This is a genomic window from Acinetobacter sp. CIP 102136 (assembly GCF_000369685.1).
GTDB lineage: Bacteria > Pseudomonadota > Gammaproteobacteria > Pseudomonadales > Moraxellaceae > Acinetobacter > Acinetobacter fasciculus.
In genome coordinates, this window is sequence record NZ_KB850141.1 from 308,191 (window position 1) to 327,465 (window position 19,275).

General features: G+C 44.6%; 15 protein-coding genes. 13 read left to right on the forward strand and 2 right to left on the reverse strand.

The window, feature by feature from the left end; all coding sequences use genetic code 11:
* Positions 1–98 precede the first annotated feature (98 nt).
* Positions 99–3,569, reverse strand: a complete 3,471-nt coding sequence (locus F893_RS04325; protein WP_005250561.1) for an Rne/Rng family ribonuclease — start codon at positions 3,567–3,569, stop codon at positions 99–101.
* A 766-nt stretch (positions 3,570–4,335) separates the two neighbouring features.
* On the opposite strand from F893_RS04325, the gene F893_RS04330 reads away from it, so the two are divergent.
* From F893_RS04330 to F893_RS04360, 7 genes are all read left to right on the forward strand, one after another.
* Positions 4,336–5,292, forward strand: a complete 957-nt coding sequence (locus tag F893_RS04330) for an RluA family pseudouridine synthase (RefSeq protein ID WP_004278531.1) — start codon at positions 4,336–4,338, stop codon at positions 5,290–5,292.
* Between the two features lie 362 nt (positions 5,293–5,654).
* Positions 5,655–6,323: an HAD-IA family hydrolase gene (locus tag F893_RS04335; RefSeq protein WP_005250564.1), complete on the forward strand. Its 669-nt coding sequence runs from the start codon at positions 5,655–5,657 to the stop codon at positions 6,321–6,323.
* Positions 6,324–6,730: 407 nt separating this feature from the next.
* Positions 6,731–7,528, forward strand: a complete 798-nt coding sequence (locus F893_RS04340; RefSeq protein ID WP_005250566.1) for a 2-keto-4-pentenoate hydratase — start codon at positions 6,731–6,733, stop codon at positions 7,526–7,528.
* A 24-nt stretch (positions 7,529–7,552) separates the two neighbouring features.
* Positions 7,553–8,449, forward strand: coding sequence for an acetaldehyde dehydrogenase (acetylating) (locus tag F893_RS04345; protein ID WP_005250568.1), 897 nt, complete (start codon positions 7,553–7,555; stop codon positions 8,447–8,449).
* 12 nt (positions 8,450–8,461) lie between these two features.
* Entirely contained in the window at positions 8,462–9,481 is a 1,020-nt protein-coding gene (gene dmpG / locus F893_RS04350; protein WP_005107995.1) for a 4-hydroxy-2-oxovalerate aldolase, read from the forward strand.
* 429 nt (positions 9,482–9,910) lie between these two features.
* Positions 9,911–11,173 (forward strand): OprD family outer membrane porin, encoded by a 1,263-nt coding sequence (locus F893_RS04355; RefSeq protein ID WP_005250570.1) that lies wholly within the window; start codon positions 9,911–9,913, stop codon positions 11,171–11,173.
* Between the two features lie 279 nt (positions 11,174–11,452).
* Entirely contained in the window at positions 11,453–12,313 is an 861-nt protein-coding gene (locus F893_RS04360; RefSeq protein WP_005250573.1) for an alpha/beta fold hydrolase, read from the forward strand.
* 381 nt (positions 12,314–12,694) lie between these two features.
* Here F893_RS04360 and hcaR read toward each other — a convergent pair whose 3' ends face one another.
* The gene (gene hcaR, locus F893_RS04365; protein WP_005250575.1) at positions 12,695–13,603 is read right to left on the reverse strand and encodes a DNA-binding transcriptional regulator HcaR; all 909 of its coding nucleotides are present in this window, start codon (positions 13,601–13,603) and stop codon (positions 12,695–12,697) included.
* A gap of 281 nt (positions 13,604–13,884) precedes the next feature.
* Here hcaR and hcaE point away from each other — a divergent pair, with 281 nt between their 5' ends.
* The 6 genes from hcaE (at position 13,885) to hcaD (ending at position 19,181) form a co-directional block, all read left to right on the forward strand.
* Positions 13,885–15,252 (forward strand): 3-phenylpropionate/cinnamic acid dioxygenase subunit alpha, encoded by a 1,368-nt coding sequence (hcaE, locus tag F893_RS04370; RefSeq protein ID WP_005250578.1) that lies wholly within the window; start codon positions 13,885–13,887, stop codon positions 15,250–15,252.
* A complete protein-coding gene (hcaF, locus tag F893_RS04375) occupies positions 15,249–15,767 on the forward strand; it encodes a 3-phenylpropionate/cinnamic acid dioxygenase subunit beta (RefSeq protein WP_005250580.1) in 519 nt (172 codons plus the stop codon). Before hcaE ends, hcaF begins: the two co-directional genes overlap by 4 nt.
* Positions 15,767–16,093, forward strand: coding sequence for a 3-phenylpropionate/cinnamic acid dioxygenase ferredoxin subunit (hcaC, locus tag F893_RS04380; RefSeq protein WP_005250582.1), 327 nt, complete (start codon positions 15,767–15,769; stop codon positions 16,091–16,093). The genes hcaF and hcaC overlap by 1 nt, the downstream gene beginning before the upstream one ends.
* A 2-nt stretch (positions 16,094–16,095) precedes the next feature.
* Complete coding sequence (gene hcaB, locus F893_RS04385) at positions 16,096–16,911, forward strand: 3-phenylpropionate-dihydrodiol/cinnamic acid-dihydrodiol dehydrogenase (RefSeq protein WP_005250585.1); 816 nt, start codon at positions 16,096–16,098, stop codon at positions 16,909–16,911.
* A 73-nt stretch (positions 16,912–16,984) separates the two neighbouring features.
* Positions 16,985–17,950: a 3-carboxyethylcatechol 2,3-dioxygenase gene (locus F893_RS04390; RefSeq protein ID WP_005245895.1), complete on the forward strand. Its 966-nt coding sequence runs from the start codon at positions 16,985–16,987 to the stop codon at positions 17,948–17,950.
* Between the two features lie 4 nt (positions 17,951–17,954).
* Positions 17,955–19,181 (forward strand): 3-phenylpropionate/cinnamic acid dioxygenase ferredoxin--NAD(+) reductase subunit, encoded by a 1,227-nt coding sequence (gene hcaD / locus F893_RS04395; RefSeq protein WP_005250586.1) that lies wholly within the window; start codon positions 17,955–17,957, stop codon positions 19,179–19,181.
* The last annotated feature ends 94 nt before the right edge of the window (positions 19,182–19,275 follow it).

A 19,275-nucleotide genomic window follows, 5' to 3' on the forward strand; every position in this document is an offset into this window, starting at 1 on the left:
AAAACACTAGTGCAATCAACCTATTCTGACTAAATCTAGCAAAAAAAACCTAGTCACCGAAATGACTAGGTTTTTTTAGATGACTGCAATTGAGCAAATTATGATTCAGTTGCAGTATTGGCTTTTTTCGGTGGACGACCACGTGGACGACGTGGACGAGCAGCCTGTTTCTCCGCTTTTTCAGCTTCGCTGGCTTCAGTGTCTTCTGTTGTTACTTCGGCCTGATCCTGGGCTTCTGTAACAGGAGCTTCTGATTCAGCATTTGCTTCAACTGGCGCAGCATCTCTAGGTTGAGCTTCAGTCACTGGAGCCGCTTCTGTAGGAGCTGTATCTACTGGTGCCGTAGTTTCAGTTGCTTGTTCAGCTGGCTGAGCATTTACGGTTTCTTCAATAGCTACTTCAGTGGTTACTGGAGTTTCAGTTGCCGCTGCTTCAGCAGACTCTGCTTGCGCTTCTGCTGCTACAGGTGCTTCTGGCGCAGTTTCAACTGCCAGAGCTGTTTCTACTTTGGCCTGTTGCTTGGCTTGTTGCAGGGCCTGTTCTGCAGCCTGTTTAGCCAGACGGCGACGCTCACGTGGATCGTTTGCGACACGTTTGTCCGACACCGGTTTTGGTGGAGTCAGGTCCAGAACTGGAGCAGGCTCTGCTTCAACCTTGGCTACGGTCACTTGAACATCACGGGTGACCGGTTTTTTCTCTGTGGCAGGCGTTGCTGCAGCCACCAGACTCGCGTTGTACTCTTTTGTGAACTTCTCTAGAGCACGGTTGAAGGTTGGCAATAAACCAAACTGTTCAATCAGTACGGAGCAGTCTTCACCATAAACATGGCGAATCAGGCTACCAATGGTGAACTGACCCAACGTTGGTACTTGTGAAGGAGTCAACTTCTGAACTGTAGCCTGTTGAGGCTGTCCTTCACGCTGCTGACGACGACGCTGACGCGGATCGTTGCTGGCACGTGGTTTTTCAGCGCTTGATTCTTCAGCTGGCACAACCTCTTCAACAGGAGCTGTCAGTGCAGCTTCCACTACATTTTCAGCAGCGGCTTCTTCAACTGGCGCATCTGCCGGTGCAGTCACTTCAACCGCTGGCGTTGCAACTGCAGCATTGTCATTCAATGCCACGATTTCGCTTTTCGCCTGGTCAATATTCACGACCATGGCTGTTGGCATCACGTCTTGACGTGGTGCATCGACCAATTCAACACGAAGCTGCTTGTCATTGACTGCTGGCGCTTCAACGGCTGCAGGTGCTGCTTGTTCATTCAGCACGCTTGGATCGCGGTGGCGATTTGGACGTTCCTGACGTGGCTGGTTACGGCGGTCACGACGTGGAATTGCCTGTTGTGGCTGTTGTTCATTGTTTTGAACATCATTTTGCTGAGATGGCTCGTTGTGATGCTGACGGCGAGAATTACGCTTGTTTTCACGTGCTTCATGACGTTGCTCTTGACGAGATACCTGAACCACTTCTTCATGCACCTGATGTTGCTGAGGAGCGGAAGCTTCAGACTGAACCTGCTCACGCGGTTCTTTGTGCTTCGGATTGCGTGGTTTTTTATTGTTATGACGCGGCGCTCTTTCATCACGCTCTGCCGGTTTTTCAGCATCACGTTCCTGTTTTTGCGCTACAGTCGATGGTGCAAGGTAGGCATTGCTGCTTGCTGGAGCAGCAGGTTGAGACACTTGCTGTGGCGCAGGTTGTGCCACTGGTGCAGACAATTGACCGAACTGACCACGGCTCACCGCACCGCCATTGATCATTTGTTCAATTGCTGCAGCTGCATTGTTGGCAGTACGCGATTGATCAACAGTCGCAGCCTGTTTTTGAACAAACAGGTTTTCTAACCATGCGCATGGGCTAGATGCAGGAGCAGCAACTTGTGCTTGGGCTGGAGCTTGTTGCGCAACAGGTACTTGCTGTGCATTTTGGTTTTGCTGGTTACGGCGTTTATTGTTTCTGCCGTTGTTTTGCTGTTGAGCAGGCGCTGGTGCAGCAGCATGCGTATGTTGTTCTTCTTCTAAATGCCATTCAGATGACTCATAGCCCAACTCTTTTTCACTTGAACGAGTTGCTTCAGTACGTTCATAGCTGGTTGGTGCAAAGCCTTCGGCATTATAAGTGATTTCATAATGCGGTGTTTCCAGATGCGGATGCGGCAGCACAGTGACACGTACATTTGAAGTCTGTTCTAAATAGACCAAGGTGTGACGTTTTTCATTCAATAAGAAGGCCGCAATTTCCACTGGAACTTCGACTTGAACTTCACCATGACGTTCGCGCAATGCAATCTCTTCCACTTTACGCATAATCGAAAGTGATAAAGAACGAAGATCACGAACCATGCCGGTACCATGGCAGCGTGGGCAAACGTAGCCAGTCGCTTCTTCAAGAGAAGGACGCAGACGTTGACGGCTCATTTCCATCAAACCAAAACGTGACAATTGACCGAACTGAATACGGGCACGGTCACTTTGCGTAGCTTCGCGTAGCTTCGCTTCCACCATACGCTGGTTGCGGTCTTTGGTCATGTCGATAAAGTCGATCACCACCAGGCCACCGATATCGCGTAAACGTAATTGACGCGCGATTTCTTCTGCCGCTTCAATGTTGGTGTTCAACGCGGTGTCTTCAACGTCGCTACCGCGAGTCGATTTTGCTGAGTTAATGTCAATTGACACTAAAGCTTCAGTTTGGTCGATCACGATCGAACCGCCAGAAGGCAATTTTACTTCACGTTCATAAGCGGTTTGAATTTGACTTTCAATCGCGAAATGCGCGAATAAAGGTTCATTTAAGGTATAAGTTTTCAGTTTTTCTAACTGACGTGGCATTACCGCTTTTACGAAGTTATAGGCTTCGTTATAGGCTTGTTCTGAGTCAATCAGGATTTCAGCAACATCATCACGCAGGTAGTCACGAATGGCACGTGTCACCACGCCCGCTTCCTGATGTACCAACATTGGCGATGGACCTGAACTTGCCGTGCTCTGGATTTGTGCCCAAAGGTCTAACAAGTGCTGTAAGTCGAGTTGCAGTTCTTCTTGTGAACGGCCGATCCCGGCAGTACGCACAATCACACTCATACCACGTGGCACGTTCAGTGTCGCCAGCATTTCTTTCAGTTCTTCACGCACTGAACCAGAAATCTGACGGCTGATACCACCACCTTTCGGGTTGTTTGGCATCAAGACCAAATAACGGCCGGCAAGTGAGATAAAAGTAGACAGGGCAGCGCCTTTATTGCCACGCTCTTCTTTTTCCACCTGAACCAGAAGTTCGGTGCCTTCAGTGATCAGTTCACGGATATTTGAAGTTTGGCGAGGGTCGGCTTTGTAATATGAATTTGCGATTTCACGCATTGACAGGAAGCCTTGGCGACCTGCACCGTATTCAACGAATACAGCTTCTAAAGAAGGCTCAACGCGAGTCACGTGACCTTTGTAGATATTGGATTTTTTTTGTTCACGGGTACGATTTTCTAAATCAAAATCGTAAAGACGCTGACCAGTGACAAGTGCAACGCGAATTTCTTCGGCATGTGTTGCATTAATCAACATACGTTTCATGGGTGTAACACCTTATAGTGATACACAGCAAAAAATCGCTATACACGTAGCGAACATCACACATCACGGATCAATGGCTCAAATCTGCAATGAATTTCATTGTGGTTTGAGTCTTTTATGACCGAGCTCTATTTAATATAGATGGGCTTCGGTTTTTGATTCACGTATTGATGATGGCAATACGGCTTCAATCTTTAAACGGATTAAAGTCACCTGAACGCTTCACTGGCGGACGAGCGGTGCATTGGATGTGTGTAACTTTCACTGTCACATTGCTCGAAGATCATCCCTTCTTTATAGAAAGTGTCTTGATACGGAATTGTCGTCGTATCTTTACAAACTGTGCAGATCCAATGCATCAACGCTGTAGCCTGAAGTCGTCTTCAGGTTGCGACTAATCTGATGTGTATCAGTTTACGTTTAAAAACCAACAAAGTTGGCGACATATTTTTTAAGACAAACTGATTTATGTACCTGAGGTACAATTAAACGCAACAGTTTGCTTTGTTTGCCGATATAATAAGCCTTCGGCGTGGCATAATTCTTTGGGGACCTTCCCGTATCATGTGAGTCTTTAATTGAACAATCAAGTTCAGAAAAATCTGAAATGATTCAACTTTTACTCACAAACGATGGTTTCCGTGCGCTGACTATATCAAACCTTGCATCATCTGCCTATGGGCTAAGCTTATGTTTCTTGTGTAAAGCATAACCTAAGTGATCAGTTTTTAATCAATTTTAGTATTTTTTGGGTCATAGTAACTGTATGAATTCTACGCAACAATGGCAAAACGTCACTTGGTTTGAAGTGGATGAACATCAAGATGGACAACGCATCGATAATTTCTTGTTTAGTCGTCTGAAAGGTGTGCCAAAAAGCCGTATCTATCGTCTGATTCGTGAAGGCCAGGTTCGCGTTAATAAAAAACGCATTAAAGCAGAAACCAAACTTGCAATCGGTGACCAGATTCGCGTTGCGCCGATTCGCTATGAACAAAAAGATGAATCTGCAGCACCGGTTTCCGACAAAGTGGCACAAGGCTTATTGGCCCGTGTGATTTATGAAGATGAAGGTCTGATGGTCGTGAATAAGCCATCCGGGATTGCCGTGCATGGCGGTAGCGGTGTGGCCTATGGTCTGATTGAAGGCTTACGTGCAGCAACCGGTAAAAAGTATCTGGAATTGATTCACCGGATTGACCGTGATACTTCCGGTCTGGTGATGATTTCCAAAAAGCGTAGCGTGTTGAAAACATTACAAGATATGTTGCGTGAACATAAAATCAAAAAAACCTATGCCGCTGTGGTAAAAGGGCAGGTCAGTCTGGATAAACAGCTGATTGATGCACCTTTACATCGTTACGAGCTGGCCAATGGTGAACGTCGTGTCTGCGTGTCGCCGAAAGAAGGCAAAGAGTCTAAGACCCAGTGGAATGTGCAGGAACGTTTTATGCATGCCACACTGGTATATGCATCTCCGCTTTCGGGTCGTACCCATCAGATTCGTGTACATGGTTTGAGTATTGGCCATCCGCTAGTAGGCGATGAAAAGTATGGTCATGAAACAGAATATCGTGGGCCAAAACCACGCCGTTTGTGTTTACATGCAATGCGTCTGGACATTCCGGGCTATCCAGCAATTGAAGCACCATTGCCAGAAGATATGCAGAGTCTGGTGGCGCAGTTAAGAGCGCAGAAAGCGGATAAACCGGCTGCCCAATAAGGACTTATTTTTTCTTTTAATAAATTTAATCCATCCTCACCCTCCTTTGAAAAAGGAGGGAATTCCCCTATTTCTTAAAGATGAGGAACATTGTTCCGCAAGAGGGGAGATTAAATTTCGAAAGAATCCTCTCCCTAAGCAGCACTGCTGCGCAAGTCTCCTTCTTGCACGTCGTTTAAAGCAGTGCTTTAAACTCGTTCAGGAGAGGGCACGTTACTTATTAAATAGTAATGTTGAATTAAAACTTCATTGATAATTCGACTTTATTGGTTCTTTTATTAAAGTCATTTGCTTAAGAATGAAAAATTCCTTCTCCTTGTAGGAGAGGGCTTCAAGACTGAATCAAATCTAGGAAATCTTTTATGAACTCACCTGTAAAATTGGTCATTTTCGATTGGGATGGCACTTTATTTGATTCAGTCGGTCAAATCGTGGCGAGTTTGCAGTTTGCCGCACAGCAGTTTCAGCAGCCGTTAACGGATGCAGATGCGAAAAGTATTATTGGACTGGGTTTACCTGAAGTTGCACAGCGTTTATTCCCGACAGTACCAGAATTACATACGGATATTTTGCAGGCTTATTCCGATCATTATGTTGCCAACTCATCAGGAGACTCCTGGTTTGAAGGCGTAGCGCACATGCTCGCAGATTTACAGCAGCAAGGCGTGAAGCTGGCAGTAGCCACAGGGAAAAGCCGTAAAGGTCTGGATCGTGTATTAAAACAGACGAACAGTGAAGAGCTGTTTGTGAGTACGCGCGCAGCCAGCGAAACCCATTCTAAACCTCATCCACTCATGTTAGAAGAAATTCTGGCGGAAACCGGTGTGCAGGCTGAACATGCGATTATGGTCGGTGATACGTCTTATGATCTGGAAATGGCGCAAAATATTGCCATGCCAAGCGTTGGGGTAAGTTATGGTGTGCATGAACCTGAACTTTTAGCACAATTTAATCCAGTCTGTATCGTGGATGATGTGGCTGCTTTGCATAGCGCTTTGTTGGCTAAAGTCCAATGGAAACAAGCAGTTTAATCCAGTATCTTGGTTGTAATGAAAAACAAGCAGTTCCCCGGTTTAAATTGGCTGGGGAATGCTGCAGATTTAAGCGCTGGTTCTTATCTTTTAGTCTAAAGTCGTAATTGTACTGATTTTATTCGGTCATATTATGGCAGTTATTTTGCTAAATAACGATGTGTTTTAAACAATAAGATTTTGTTTTATTTAATTTTTTATAAATTATTCTTATAGATAATAGCTATAGCAAAAAATAAAATAACTATTGGCACAAACGCCGGATTTTTCCCATCCTAAAACTGTTTATTCCTATGCTCGCTCTGAGAAAGGCAGTCCATGCGGATGATCAGCCTGATCATTTTCATATTTTCTGTCCCTCTTAGATCCCGGCATAAGCCTAATTTTTGCAGTTTAAGGAAACATTGATGTCGAATTCTGCTGTTGTTGAATCAGTTGCACAAGCACTTCGTAGCGCTGAATTATCACAAACTGCGATTGCACCGATTCGCCCGGAACTTGGCGGTGAAAGTGCTGACGTAGATATCGCCTATGCCGTTCAGGAAGTGAATACCGAGCGTGCTTTGTCTGAAGGTCGCCGTCTGGTGGGTCGTAAAATTGGTTTGACGTCTAAAGTCGTTCAAGCGCAACTGGGTGTAGATCAGCCGGATTTCGGTATGTTATTTGCCGACATGGCTTATGGCGATGGTGAAGCAATTCCAGCTGGCCTTCTGCTTCAGCCGAAAGTTGAAGCAGAAATCGCATTGGTGATTAACCAGGATTTAACCAAAGAAAAACACACGTATGCAGACATTATCAGCGCAACTGATTATGCATTGCCTGCAATTGAAGTGGTCGATAGCCGTATCGAAAACTGGAAAATTAGCCTGATTGATACTGTGGCGGATAACGCATCTTCTGCTGCATTTGTCTTAGGTTCTCAGCCGGTTAAATTAGAAAATCTTGATCTTGTGAACTGCAAGATGGTGATGACACGCGGTGAGGAAGTCGTTTCTCAAGGCGTGGGTAAAGCATGTCTGGCAAACCCATTGAATGCTGCTGTTTGGCTGGCAGATGAAATGGTACGCCGTGGTCGTCCGCTGTTAAAAGGTGACATCATCTTGACGGGTGCCTTAGGTCCAATGGTTGTGGCGCAACCAGGTGATGAATTCAAAGTTGAAATTGAAGGCTTCGGTTCAGTAACCGCTGCATTCGCTGCTGAATAATCAAGATTCCAAGAGAGTACATTCATGAAAAAGATTAAATGTGCAATGATCGGTCCAGGGAATATTGGTACTGATTTGCTTTATAAATTACAACGTAGTGAATGGTTAGAGCCGGTATGGATGGTGGGGATTGACCCGACTTCTGAAGGTTTGGCGCGTGCTGCGCAAATGGGTTTAAAAACCACAGCTGAAGGCGTTGATGGTCTTCTTCCTCATGTGATTGCTGATGACATCAAAATTGCATTCGACGCAACTTCTGCCTATGTCCATGCTGAAAACAGCTGCAAGCTGAATGAACTTGGCGTGCTCATGATTGACTTAACGCCTGCTGCGATTGGTCCATTTTGCGTACCACCAGTCAACCTTGAAACATTGCTACAAGCGGGCGAAGTACCAAACGTGAACATGGTGACATGTGGCGGTCAGGCAACGATTCCGATGGTGGCTGCTGTTTCTCGCGTTCAACCTGTTGAATACGGCGAAATCATTGCAACTGTATCGACTAAGTCGGTTGGTCCGGGAACGCGTAAAAACATTGATGAATTCACACGTACTACTGCAGGTGCCATTGAGAAAGTCGGCGGCGCGAAACAAGGTAAAGCGATCATCATCATTAACCCGGCTGAGCCACCTCTAATGATGCGTGATACTGTTCACTGTCTAGTAGAAGGTGAGCCGGATCAGGCAGCGATCACTGAATCTGTACATGCCATGATCAAGGAAGTTCAAAAATACGTACCAGGTTACAAGCTTGTAAATGGTCCTGTATTTGATGGCAACCGTGTATCAATTTACTTGGAAGTTGAAGGTCTGGGTGACTTCCTGCCGAAATACGCAGGCAACCTGGATATTATGACTGCAGCAGCTGCACGTACTGCAGAAATGTTCGCAGAACACGTGTTCAACATCGCTGAAGCTTAAAGGAATACCAAAATGTCTAAGATTATTGTTCATGATATGACTTTGCGTGATGGTATGCACCCGCAGCGCCATCAAACGACTGTTGAGCAAATGATTGCAATTTCAACCGCACTTGATGATGCAGGCGTACCTTTAATTGAAGTAACGCACGGTGACGGCCTGGGCGGTTCATCAGTGAACTACGGTTTTGCTGCTGCAACAGATGAAGAATATTTGTCTGCTGTTGTGCCACGTATGAAAAATGCAAAAATTTCTGCATTGCTTCTTCCTGGTATCGGTACGGTTGACCATTTGAAAATGGCACATGAAATTGGTGTTTCTACTATTCGTGTGGCGACGCATTGTACTGAAGCGGATTGTTCTGAACAGCACATCACCGCTGCACGTAAACTAGACATGGACACTGTGGGCTTCTTGATGCTTGCGCACATGGCAACACCTGAAAAATTGCTTGAAGAAGCAAACAAGATGGTGTCTTACGGTGCAAACTGTATCTATGTGACAGATTCAGCAGGTTATATGCTTCCTCAAGACGTTATTGATCGCGTAGGTCACTTACGTCAACACTTGGACCCAAGCATTGAGCTTGGTTTCCACGGTCACCACAACTTAGGTATGGGTGTATCGAATACTGTTGCTGCTGTTCAAGCAGGTGCAGTACGTGTTGACTTGGCATCTGCAGGTTTGGGTGCTGGCGCAGGTAATACGCCACTTGAACTGTTTATCGCTGTGGCAAACCGTATGGGTATGGACACTGGCGTTGACTTGTTCAAAGTACAAGATGTTGCTGAAGATCTAGTGATTCCAATGATGCACAACCCAATTCGTGCAGACCGTGATGCGGCTACTTTAGGTTATGCGGGTGTTTACTCTTCATTCCTGTTGTTTGCTAAACGCGCTGAAGCGAAATATGGCGTATCTGCACGTGAAATCCTGATGGAACTTGGTCGCCGTGGTACGGTAGGTGGTCAGGAAGACATGATTGAAGACCTGGCATTAACCATGTCTAAAGCTCGTGAGTTACAAGCTTAATTTTTAATGCCGTGGTATTAAAATAAGTCTAATAAAAAAGCATCCGATTCGGATGCTTTTTTATTATGAAGTAGATTTAATAATATAATAAAACTCTGATCTCAGATATTTTAGTTATAGTGTTATGTGAAGATTATTTTAGTTTAATTTTTTCCTTAAACATAAAAACGATAAATAAAAAATAGTGGCTCAATATTTTAAAAAAAATTGCGCTTATTAATAAAGGAAACAGAAATTTGAATTAAATATCTGGTCAAATTTTTATTTTCATTAATCGGTTTAAAATCTAAGAGATTGAGTGCTTAAATCTGGGCCCGGAATATGCAGAGCTAAAAGAGCAAAAGTTTAATACTGTGGTCGGATTTTTTATTTAAACCGACTTGCGCATGATGGCTGCATGGATTTTATCAGCTGAATGGGGAACTCATCATGCGTCGTCACAATTTATGGATTGCAATGCTTGCTGCGACAGCAACTTTAGGGACAACTGCAACGAATGCAGACTTTATTGACGACAGCAATGTTCAACTCAAATTTAAAAACTTTTATCTAGACCGTCAGTATCAAGATGACTATTCATCACGTAACTGGGGTTCTTGGTCACAAGGGGTGACTCTGGATGCCAAGTCCGGTTATCACGATATCGGTGGTGGTGTGCAGGTTGGTGCTGATGTACTGGTGCAACATGCAGTCAAACTCAACGGCCATGATAAAAATCCGGACTGGGTTTTACCGCACGATGGCAAAGAATCAAAAGATCATTTCGGTAAAGTCGGCGCGACCTTAAAAGCCAAAGTTTCACAAACTGAGCTGAAAGTCGGCGAGTTATTGCCTGTATCTCCAGTCTTGGTATTCGATCCATCCCGTCAGTTATTAACGACTTATAGTGGCGCTTGGTTAGAGTCTAAAGACCTTAAGGATACCAAGTTAACTCTGGCGTATATTGATGGTATTAACAACCGTTATGACAAGCAGTTCCGTGACTTAACTAAATTTGCTCCACCAAGTTTCTATGATACGGGTGCTGAAGCTGATGGCATGTGGATTGCGGGTGTAGACCACCAGCTTACTAAAGAAGTAGGTGCGAGCTACTGGTATGCCGATGTTCAAGACATTTACCAACAGCATTATCTGGGTGTCAATTACAAAACTACGCTCGGTGAAAAAACCAAATTAGATAGCCATATTCGTTACTTCGATAACTCGGAGTCAGGTGACAAGCTGTATGGTGAGATCGATAACCAGGCATTATCTGTAGCTGCAAAAGTGAATCATGGTGCACATAGCGTAGGTGTAGGTTACCAGCAAATGTTTGGTGATAGTGCATTCCCGACATTGGGTGGCTGGGTGCCACAGCCTTATCTGGCGAACTGGGGGGTAGCGACCTTTACCGCACCAGAAGAAAAGTCATGGAGTGTTTCTTATGGCTATGACTTCTCTGAAATGGGTGCAAAAGGCCTAGACGCAACAGCAGTATATTTCAAAGGTTATGATCAGAAAGGTACTGGGGCGTATCAAGGTCAGAACTTCAATACGTATGAAGTGAATGCCATCGTGAACTACACTGTGCCAGAAGGTAAATTAAAAGGTTTGGGTGTACAGGCGATGTATATTGATGTGAATTTTGCCAATCCAGCAAAACCAGACCTGCAAGAATACCGTGTCGCCACCACTTATACCCATAAATTCTAATACCCCTATATTTTAAAAGCAGTCAGTCTTCTGGCTGCTTTTTGGTTTAAGAATGCAGTTAAAACCTTAGTTTATGTAGGGTTTAATTTATAAAAAAATATATAAAACAAAAACTTAAATTATATCTATTTTGTTGGGTGCAATCGTAATTTTGTATCAGTTTGCTGCAGCTGAGCGGTTAATATAAGGGTGTACACAAGTCATTTTAATGAGTCAACTTGACGTCGAATTCTTGAAAATAGAGGGACACGCAAGCGAAAGACTGTAAGAGGAAGCAATATGAGCACTGTTCAAATCCCTGACTATCAAACAGATCCATTCTTTGGCTTAGAAGACAAATGGATTGAAACCGCTGAAGGCGAGTTGACCCATTACCACGAAATTGGTGAAGGTACGCCTATTCTATTTTTACACGGTTCAGGTACAGGTGTATCGGCCGCGGCAAACTGGTGGTTAAACCTGCCACAAATTGGTGAGCAAGCGCGTTGTATCGCGATTGATACCATTGGTTATGGCCAAACTGTGGTTGCACCGGGTACTGAATATGGTATCCGTGCCTGGGTAGATCATGCGATCCGTACGCTAGATGCTTTGGGTATCGAAAAAACCTGGTTGGTCGGTAACTCTCTGGGTGGCTGGTTAGCATTCCAGATGGCATTGGATTATCCAGATCGTATTTTGGGTATCGTGTCTATGGGTACGGGCGGTGCGAAACAGACAGCTGCACTTAAAGCTCACGCAAACCCAGTTCTTACAGAAGAAGGAATCAAGAAAACCCTTTCTATGTTTGTCGTAAACAAAGACCTGATTACTGATGAACTGGTAAAAGTACGTTTTGCTTCTGCTGCAAATGACTATGCATCAAATCTTTTAATGGATGTGGTTGGCGCACGTGACCGTGACCGTTTCGAATTCCCATTAGACTTCGAAAAAATGAAAGACATTACTGTGCCTGTACTATTGATTCATGGTATGCAAGACGTGGTGATTCCGGTTTCTCGTACTTGGGACATCCTGAACATCGTGCCAAATGCTGATGCACATATCTTCAGCCAATGCGGTCACTGGTCTCAAGTTGAAAAAGCAGACGAATTCAACACTGTGATCAAAAACTACCTGGCTGTACACGGCGTAAAATAAGCTGAATGTAGTTTTAAAAAAGGATGACTTCGGTCATCCTTTTTTATATCGGAAATATTTAAGGCAGGGTGCTTAAGTGAGTTTGATTTTCATTTATTTGGATAAATCTAAAAATCTAATAATTTTTATAGGTTTGAGCTATTTAAACTGAGAAAAATCCGAATGAAACTTTATTAGACTTAAGTGGTAAATGCAGCACATTTAGAGCTAAAAATACACAATTTTGGTCGAGGTCAAGTGACAAATTTAAATGCTAGAAATAGATCCTTTATCAAAAAATTAAATTAAAATTGAATTCTTAAGCATAAAATAATAAAACAAAAAAAGCACATGCCTATCAAAAGTTGAATGGCATATGCTTAATGCAGAGAAGAAATAGGATTAATTTTGTTCGCTACGGTTAATATCCAGATAGAACACACGGATCAAGAGTTCAAGAAATTTGCTGACGGCATAGGATTTGTTGTTTTTATGGTAGCTGACATACAGGTCTAAATAGGGCAACTCCACGTCCAGCGGACGAATCACGGTATTATCCATGGTTAGTGGTGCAATATAGCCAGGCAAAATGGTACAGCCCAAGCCCATTCCGATCGAGTTGATATTAAATAAAATATTATCGGCTTTTTGCACGATATTGAATTCAATGCCATTGGCTTTGGCAAAGTCCAGAATCGCCTGGTTCAGGGTCAAGGACTGCTCTGCTGATGGAATAATAAAATCAATACCATTCAATGCCTTAACAGGAATTCTTTCGTATTTTGCTAAGGGATGATCTTTAGGCAGAAGAAAAATCAGCGGTTCACGAATCACGAACTGGCTTTCAATTTCATCACTATTGAAATTATGACGGGTAAATGTCAGATCTAGATCACCTTTTTTTAACAGACGCATCTGCTCATTGTTGTTCAGGCTGAGCAGTTCAATTTTTAAATCCGGGTTCTGTACACGTAGATTTGGCAAGATATAGGGGAAGATTTTCATCTCGGCTACCGGTACAAAACCGATACGGAGCATTTGTTGTTTGGCCTGTGACACCTGACGTGCCATGGCAACGGCTTTGTCCGCCTGTGCAAGGGTGAGACGGGCCTGTTCCAGGAATACGGCGCCTTCTTCGGTCAACTCTACTTTACGTTTGGTCCGATTGAGTAGCTTTACCCCGACATCTTCTTCCAGGTCTTTGATTTGCTGGCTAAGTGAGGGTTGAGCCGTATAAAGTTTAAGTGCTGCCTTACTAAAATTGAGCTCTTCAGCAACGGTGATAAAGTAGCGAAGGTGTCGTAATTCCATGTCATCAACCCAAAGAGTAATCCAAAAAATGTCTTACTATAATTTCCTCAAAGTATAATCTATAAACAACTATGTCGTGAAGATTATTTTCCCATTCATAAACTAAATGCTCTGGCGGGATTAATAGATGTTTTAATATAAAAATTCACGTGCTTAATAATTGCTTTAAGCTCTTAATTGAAACAAAAAAAATATTTCCCGAAAAACGCTGTCAAATCCATCATCGTTGAAAAGTTGAGTCTATTACTTTGTGCCAAAGATAGGTCACAGGAGAGCTTTTCATGAGTGGAAAAATTGATGTGCGCGAAATCGATGCTTTAGTCGATGCACAAAATGGACGTATTACGCCATCTATTTATACAGATCCTGACATTTACGAATTAGAACTCGAACGTGTTTTCGGTCGTACTTGGTTATTCCTTTGCCATGAAAGCCAAATTCCTAAGGCTGGTGATTTCTTCAATACCTACATGGGTGAAGATCCAATCATTGTGGCACGTCAAAAAGACGGCTCAATCAAAGCATTTTTAAACCAGTGCCGTCACCGTTCTATGCGTGTGAGCTTCGCTGACTGTGGTAATACCCGTGCATTTACTTGCCCATACCACGGCTGGTCATATGGCATTGACGGTTCTTTAAAAGATATCCCGCTTGAAGATCGTGCTTACCCGCATGGTGCATGTAAAGAGCAATGGGGTCTGGTTGAAGTGAATCGTGTGAAGTCTTACAAAGGCTTGGTATTCGCTTGTTGGGATGAAACCACACCTGATCTAGAAGAATACATGGGCGATATCGCTTGGTATTTAGATGGCGTTGTTGACCGTCGTCCAGGTAGTACTGAAATCATTGGTGGTGTACACAAGTGGGAAATCGAGTGTAACTGGAAATTTGCAGCGGAACAGTTTGCATCTGACCAATATCATGCCTTGTTCTCTCACGCTTCTGCGATCCAAGTATTGGGCGCGAAACCAGACGACGAATCTTCTAAAAAATTAGGTGCTGCGCAAACTGCTCGTCCAGTTTGGGAAACTGCCAAAGACGCGATCCAGTACGGTTCACGTGGTCACGGTTCAGGCTTCTTCTTTACAGAGAAACCTGACGCAAACGTATGGGTTGACGGTGAAGTTGCCAACTACTTCCGTGAAACTTACGACGAAGTTAAAGAGCGCCTAGGCGAGACTCGTGCATTGCGTCTTGCAGGTCACAACACCATGTTCCCAACTTTGTCTTGGTTGAACGGTACTGCAACACTTCGTGTATGGCACCCACGTGGTCCAAACAAAACTGAAGTGTGGGCATTCTGTATTGCTGATGCTGAAGCATCTCAAGAAGTAAAAGAAGCATTTGAACGTTCTGCAACGCGTGCCTTTGGTCCAGCCGGTTTCCTAGAGCAAGATGACTCTGAAAACTGGATCGAGATCCAAAAAGTTTTACGTGGTTATAAAGCACGTCAAAACAAACTCATTATGGAAATGGGTAAAGGCAACGAAAAAGTACGTGAAGATGGTATCCCAGGTATCACCAATTACATTTTCTCTGAAACTGCAGCACGTGGTATGTACCGCCGCTGGGCAGATTTATTGATCCATGAAAAATGGGAAGACGTAGAAAAAGCAGCTGACGAATATGAGAAGGAGCTTATGAAATGAGTCAAATCAGCTTAGAACTTCATCACCAAATTAGTCAGTTTCTATATCGTGAAGGCAAAGCACTAGACGACTGGAAATTCCGCGATTGGCTGGACATGCTGGCAGAAGACATCTCTTACACGCTACGTACCACGCCAAATGCACAAACCCGTGACCGTCGTCGTTCAGTTGAACCACCTACCACTTGGGTATTCAACGATACCAAAGACTTGCTCGAACGTCGTGTTGCGCGTCTTGAAACCGGTATGGCCTGGGCTGAAGAGCCTCCATCACGTACCACTCACATGGTGAGCAACGTGATTGTAGAGCCGACTGAAGTTGAAGGCGAATACGACGTGTATGTAACGTATTTGTTATACCGTACGCAAAAAGAGAAAGACGTAACGATTTACTGTGGTAAGCGTCACGACAAGATCCGTAAAGTTGAAACTGATTTGGGCTTCCAGATCTTCAACCGTAAAATTACGTTAGATCAAGTGACCTATAACTCACATAACCTGAGTGTATTTTTCTAATGAATAAGATTTTTGTTTGCCAAGTTGACGAATTGGACGAAGGCGAAGCGCTAAAAGTAGATTGCGGCGTAAATGGTATCGATGCGCTTGCAGTGTTCAACAATGGCGGAGAATTCTTCGCCATGAATGACCGTTGTTCACATGGTAATGCTTCTATGTCTGAAGGTTATCTTGAAGATGATGGTACGGTTGAATGCCCACTGCATTCAGCACGTTTCTGCTTGAAAACAGGTGAAGCTTTATGTCTACCTGCAACTGATCCAATCAAGACTTTCCCTGTGATTGTTGAAGATGGTCAATTGTTCGTAGAGATGGCAGGAGAGTAATCATGGGTTGGCTACAAGGCGAAGTTGCACTTATTACCGGGGGCGGTTCAGGCTTAGGCTGGGCTTTGGTTGAACGTTTTCTTGAAGAAGGGGCACAAGTTGCGGTTCTTCAGCGTTCACAATCGAAAGTCGATGCTTTAAATGAACACTTTGGTGGTCGAGTTCTTGCGATCGCTGGTGATGTTGCCAACTATGAAGACAATGTCCGTGCTGTTCAAGCCACCGTTGAGCGTTTTGGTAAGCTTGACTGTTTCGTGGGGAATGCCGGCATCTGGGATCATTACGCTGATATCGTCAATACCTCTGGCGAGCAGCTGGAAAAAGCCTTTGACGAGATTATGGGGATTAATACCAAGTCTCTGATCTTGGGCGCGAAAGCTGCACTGGATGCATTGATCGCTTCTGAAGGTTCTATCATATTTACTTTGTCTAATTCGGCACTGTACTCCGCTGGCGGAGGCCCTGTATATACTGCATCTAAGCATGCGGGTGTCGGGATTATGAAAGAACTGGCTTACGAGCTTGCGCCTAAAGTACGAGTGAACGCTGTTGCACCGTCAGGTATGAATGTGAATATCAAAGGTGCGGCATCGCTGGGTCAGGAAAATGTGGGCCTGCTCGATGCACGTGATCCTGAGAAAATTGCACGTGGCATGCCACTGAATTTCTTGCCTGAACCGGAAGATATGACCGGTTCATACGTGCTGTTGGCATCTCGTCAAAACAACCGTCCTTTGACTGGTGTTCTGATCAATGCAGAATGCGGTCTGGGTATTCGTGGCCTACGTCAGCCACGTGCAGGTTTCTTTGACGAATAAACATCTAGTCTCATTCAAATGGACTTACCGGCAGCCTCTTCTCTCAGGGCTGCTTTCCTTCTAGGAGTCTCTCATGGCCGTTAAACTTATTTGTGCATCGCACAGTCCTTTAATGGAATTTGCTTCACCTCAAGATCAATCAAAAAAGCAAAAAGTTCGTGCTGCTTTTGAAAAACTCTCTGCTGAAGTAAAAGCTTACGACCCAACCCTGATCATCACTTTTGGTCCAGATCATTTTAATGGTTTCTTCTATGACCTGATGCCAAGTTTCTGCGTCGGTATTCGTGCCAAAGCTGCAGGTGACTGGGATTATGGCAAGGACAATGACCATATTGATGTACCTGAAGACAAGGCATTAGATCTGGTTCGACGTGTACTGGATGAAGGCGTGGATGTTGCCTACTCATACCGTATGCAGGCTGACCATGGCGTGACTCAGCCCTTACATTTCCTGTGTGAAGGCAAACTTGACCGTTATCCAACGATTCCAATTTTTATTAATGGCGCTGCTGCACCTATGCCAACCACCAAGCGTACCATCGCTTTGGGCCGTGCTGTGGGTCAATACATCAAGTCTTTAAACCTTGAAAACGAGCGTGTGCTTGTTTTAGGTACCGGTGGTCTGTCACATGATCCACCTACACCGCAAATGGGTGCAGTACCGCCAGAAGTGGAAGAGTTCCTGATTGCAGGCCGTTATCCAACGCCTGAAGCACGTCATGCACGTCAATCCAAAATTATTGCAGTGGGTCAAAAGCTGGCAGCAGGAGATACGTCAGTTGCCGTGCCTCTGAATGCTGAATGGGATATTGCCCTGCTAGAAACCTTCAAGAACGCTGATTTTGCAACATTAGAAGCGATGACTGAAGCTGAAATCCGCCGTGATGGTGGTCGTGGTGGTCAGGAAGTCCGTTCTTGGATGGCTGCCTTCGCTGCCTTAAGCGAAATGGGTGAGTATGAAATGACCACGCATTGCTATGAAGACATCAGCGAATGGATTGCCGGCTTCGGTATCGTATCTGCAGAGTTAAAAGGTTAAGAAAATGAGCAACGTAAACAACATCGTGATCGTGGGTGCTGGCCAGGCAGGTGCGAGCGCAATTTTAGAACTTCGTGGCAACAAGTATGAAGGCAAAATCACTTTAATTGGTGATGAAAGCCATCTTCCTTATGAGCGTCCACCGTTGTCTAAAGATGTGATTCTAAAATCTGAAGAGACCAAGATCGAAATCCTGTCAGAACAGAAACTGGCAGATTTAGGGGTGGAAACAATTCGCGGTAATGGCGTGATGAAAATCAATGCCGAAGCGAAAACGGTTGAACTCCTGAACGGTGATGTTGTTGCTTACGACAAACTCTTGCTTGCAACAGGTGGCGCCGCGCGCCGTTTGCCTAATTTCGATGCTTTGGGCAAACACGTTTATACCCTGCGTAACCTGGAAGATTCACAAGCGCTGGTGCCTGTGCTTCAAGCCGGTCGCCGTATCATCCTGATTGGTGGTGGCGTGATTGGTCTTGAGTTGGCATCATCTGCACGTTACAAAGACTGTCAGGTGACTGTGATCGAAATGGGTCCGATGGTCATGGGCCGTTGTTCGCCACAAATCCTGAGCGAATTCCTGCTGGAACAGCATCGTCAAAACCAGGTTGATGTGCGTCTTGAAACCAAGATTGCAGATTGCCGTTTAGATGGTGAAGAAGTCGTGGTAACGCTGGAAGGCGGTGAAGAGCTTCGTGCTGATGCTGTAGTTTGCGGAATCGGGATCGTGCCAAATGCACAGCTTGCAGTAGATGCAGGTCTGGATGTTGATGTTGCGATCAAAGTGAATGAACACTGCCAAACCTCGAATGCTGATATTTATGCAGCGGGCGATGTTGCGACCCAGTTACGTGACTGTGGCAATCACCGCCGCGTTGAAACTTGGGAAAATGCCAACCTTCAGGCAGGCATCTTCGCGCGTCACGTGATGGGTGTGGAACATCCGAAAGCCAATCCGGCCTGGTTCTGGACGGATCAGCTGAATATCAACTTCCAGTTTGTCGGCGATATGGCCGCAGCTGAATGGCATATCCGTGGTGAAATGGATGCAGCCAAAGGTGCAGACAATTCATTCGTGATGTATGGTGTGACTGATGGTCAGATCGTTGGCGGGATTACCGTGAATGCAGCCAAAGAAATGCGTCATTTGAAAAAAATGATCAGCAAAAGTACGGCGTTTGATGTTGAAAAACATTTGGATATCGCGCAAGACTTACGCAAAATTGCTTAAGTTGTATTGAGATATTTTTGGACAGACCTATGTTTTGCATAGGTCTGTTTTTTATGCACGAAACTTGATGAATTTATCAAAAATTAAAACTTCA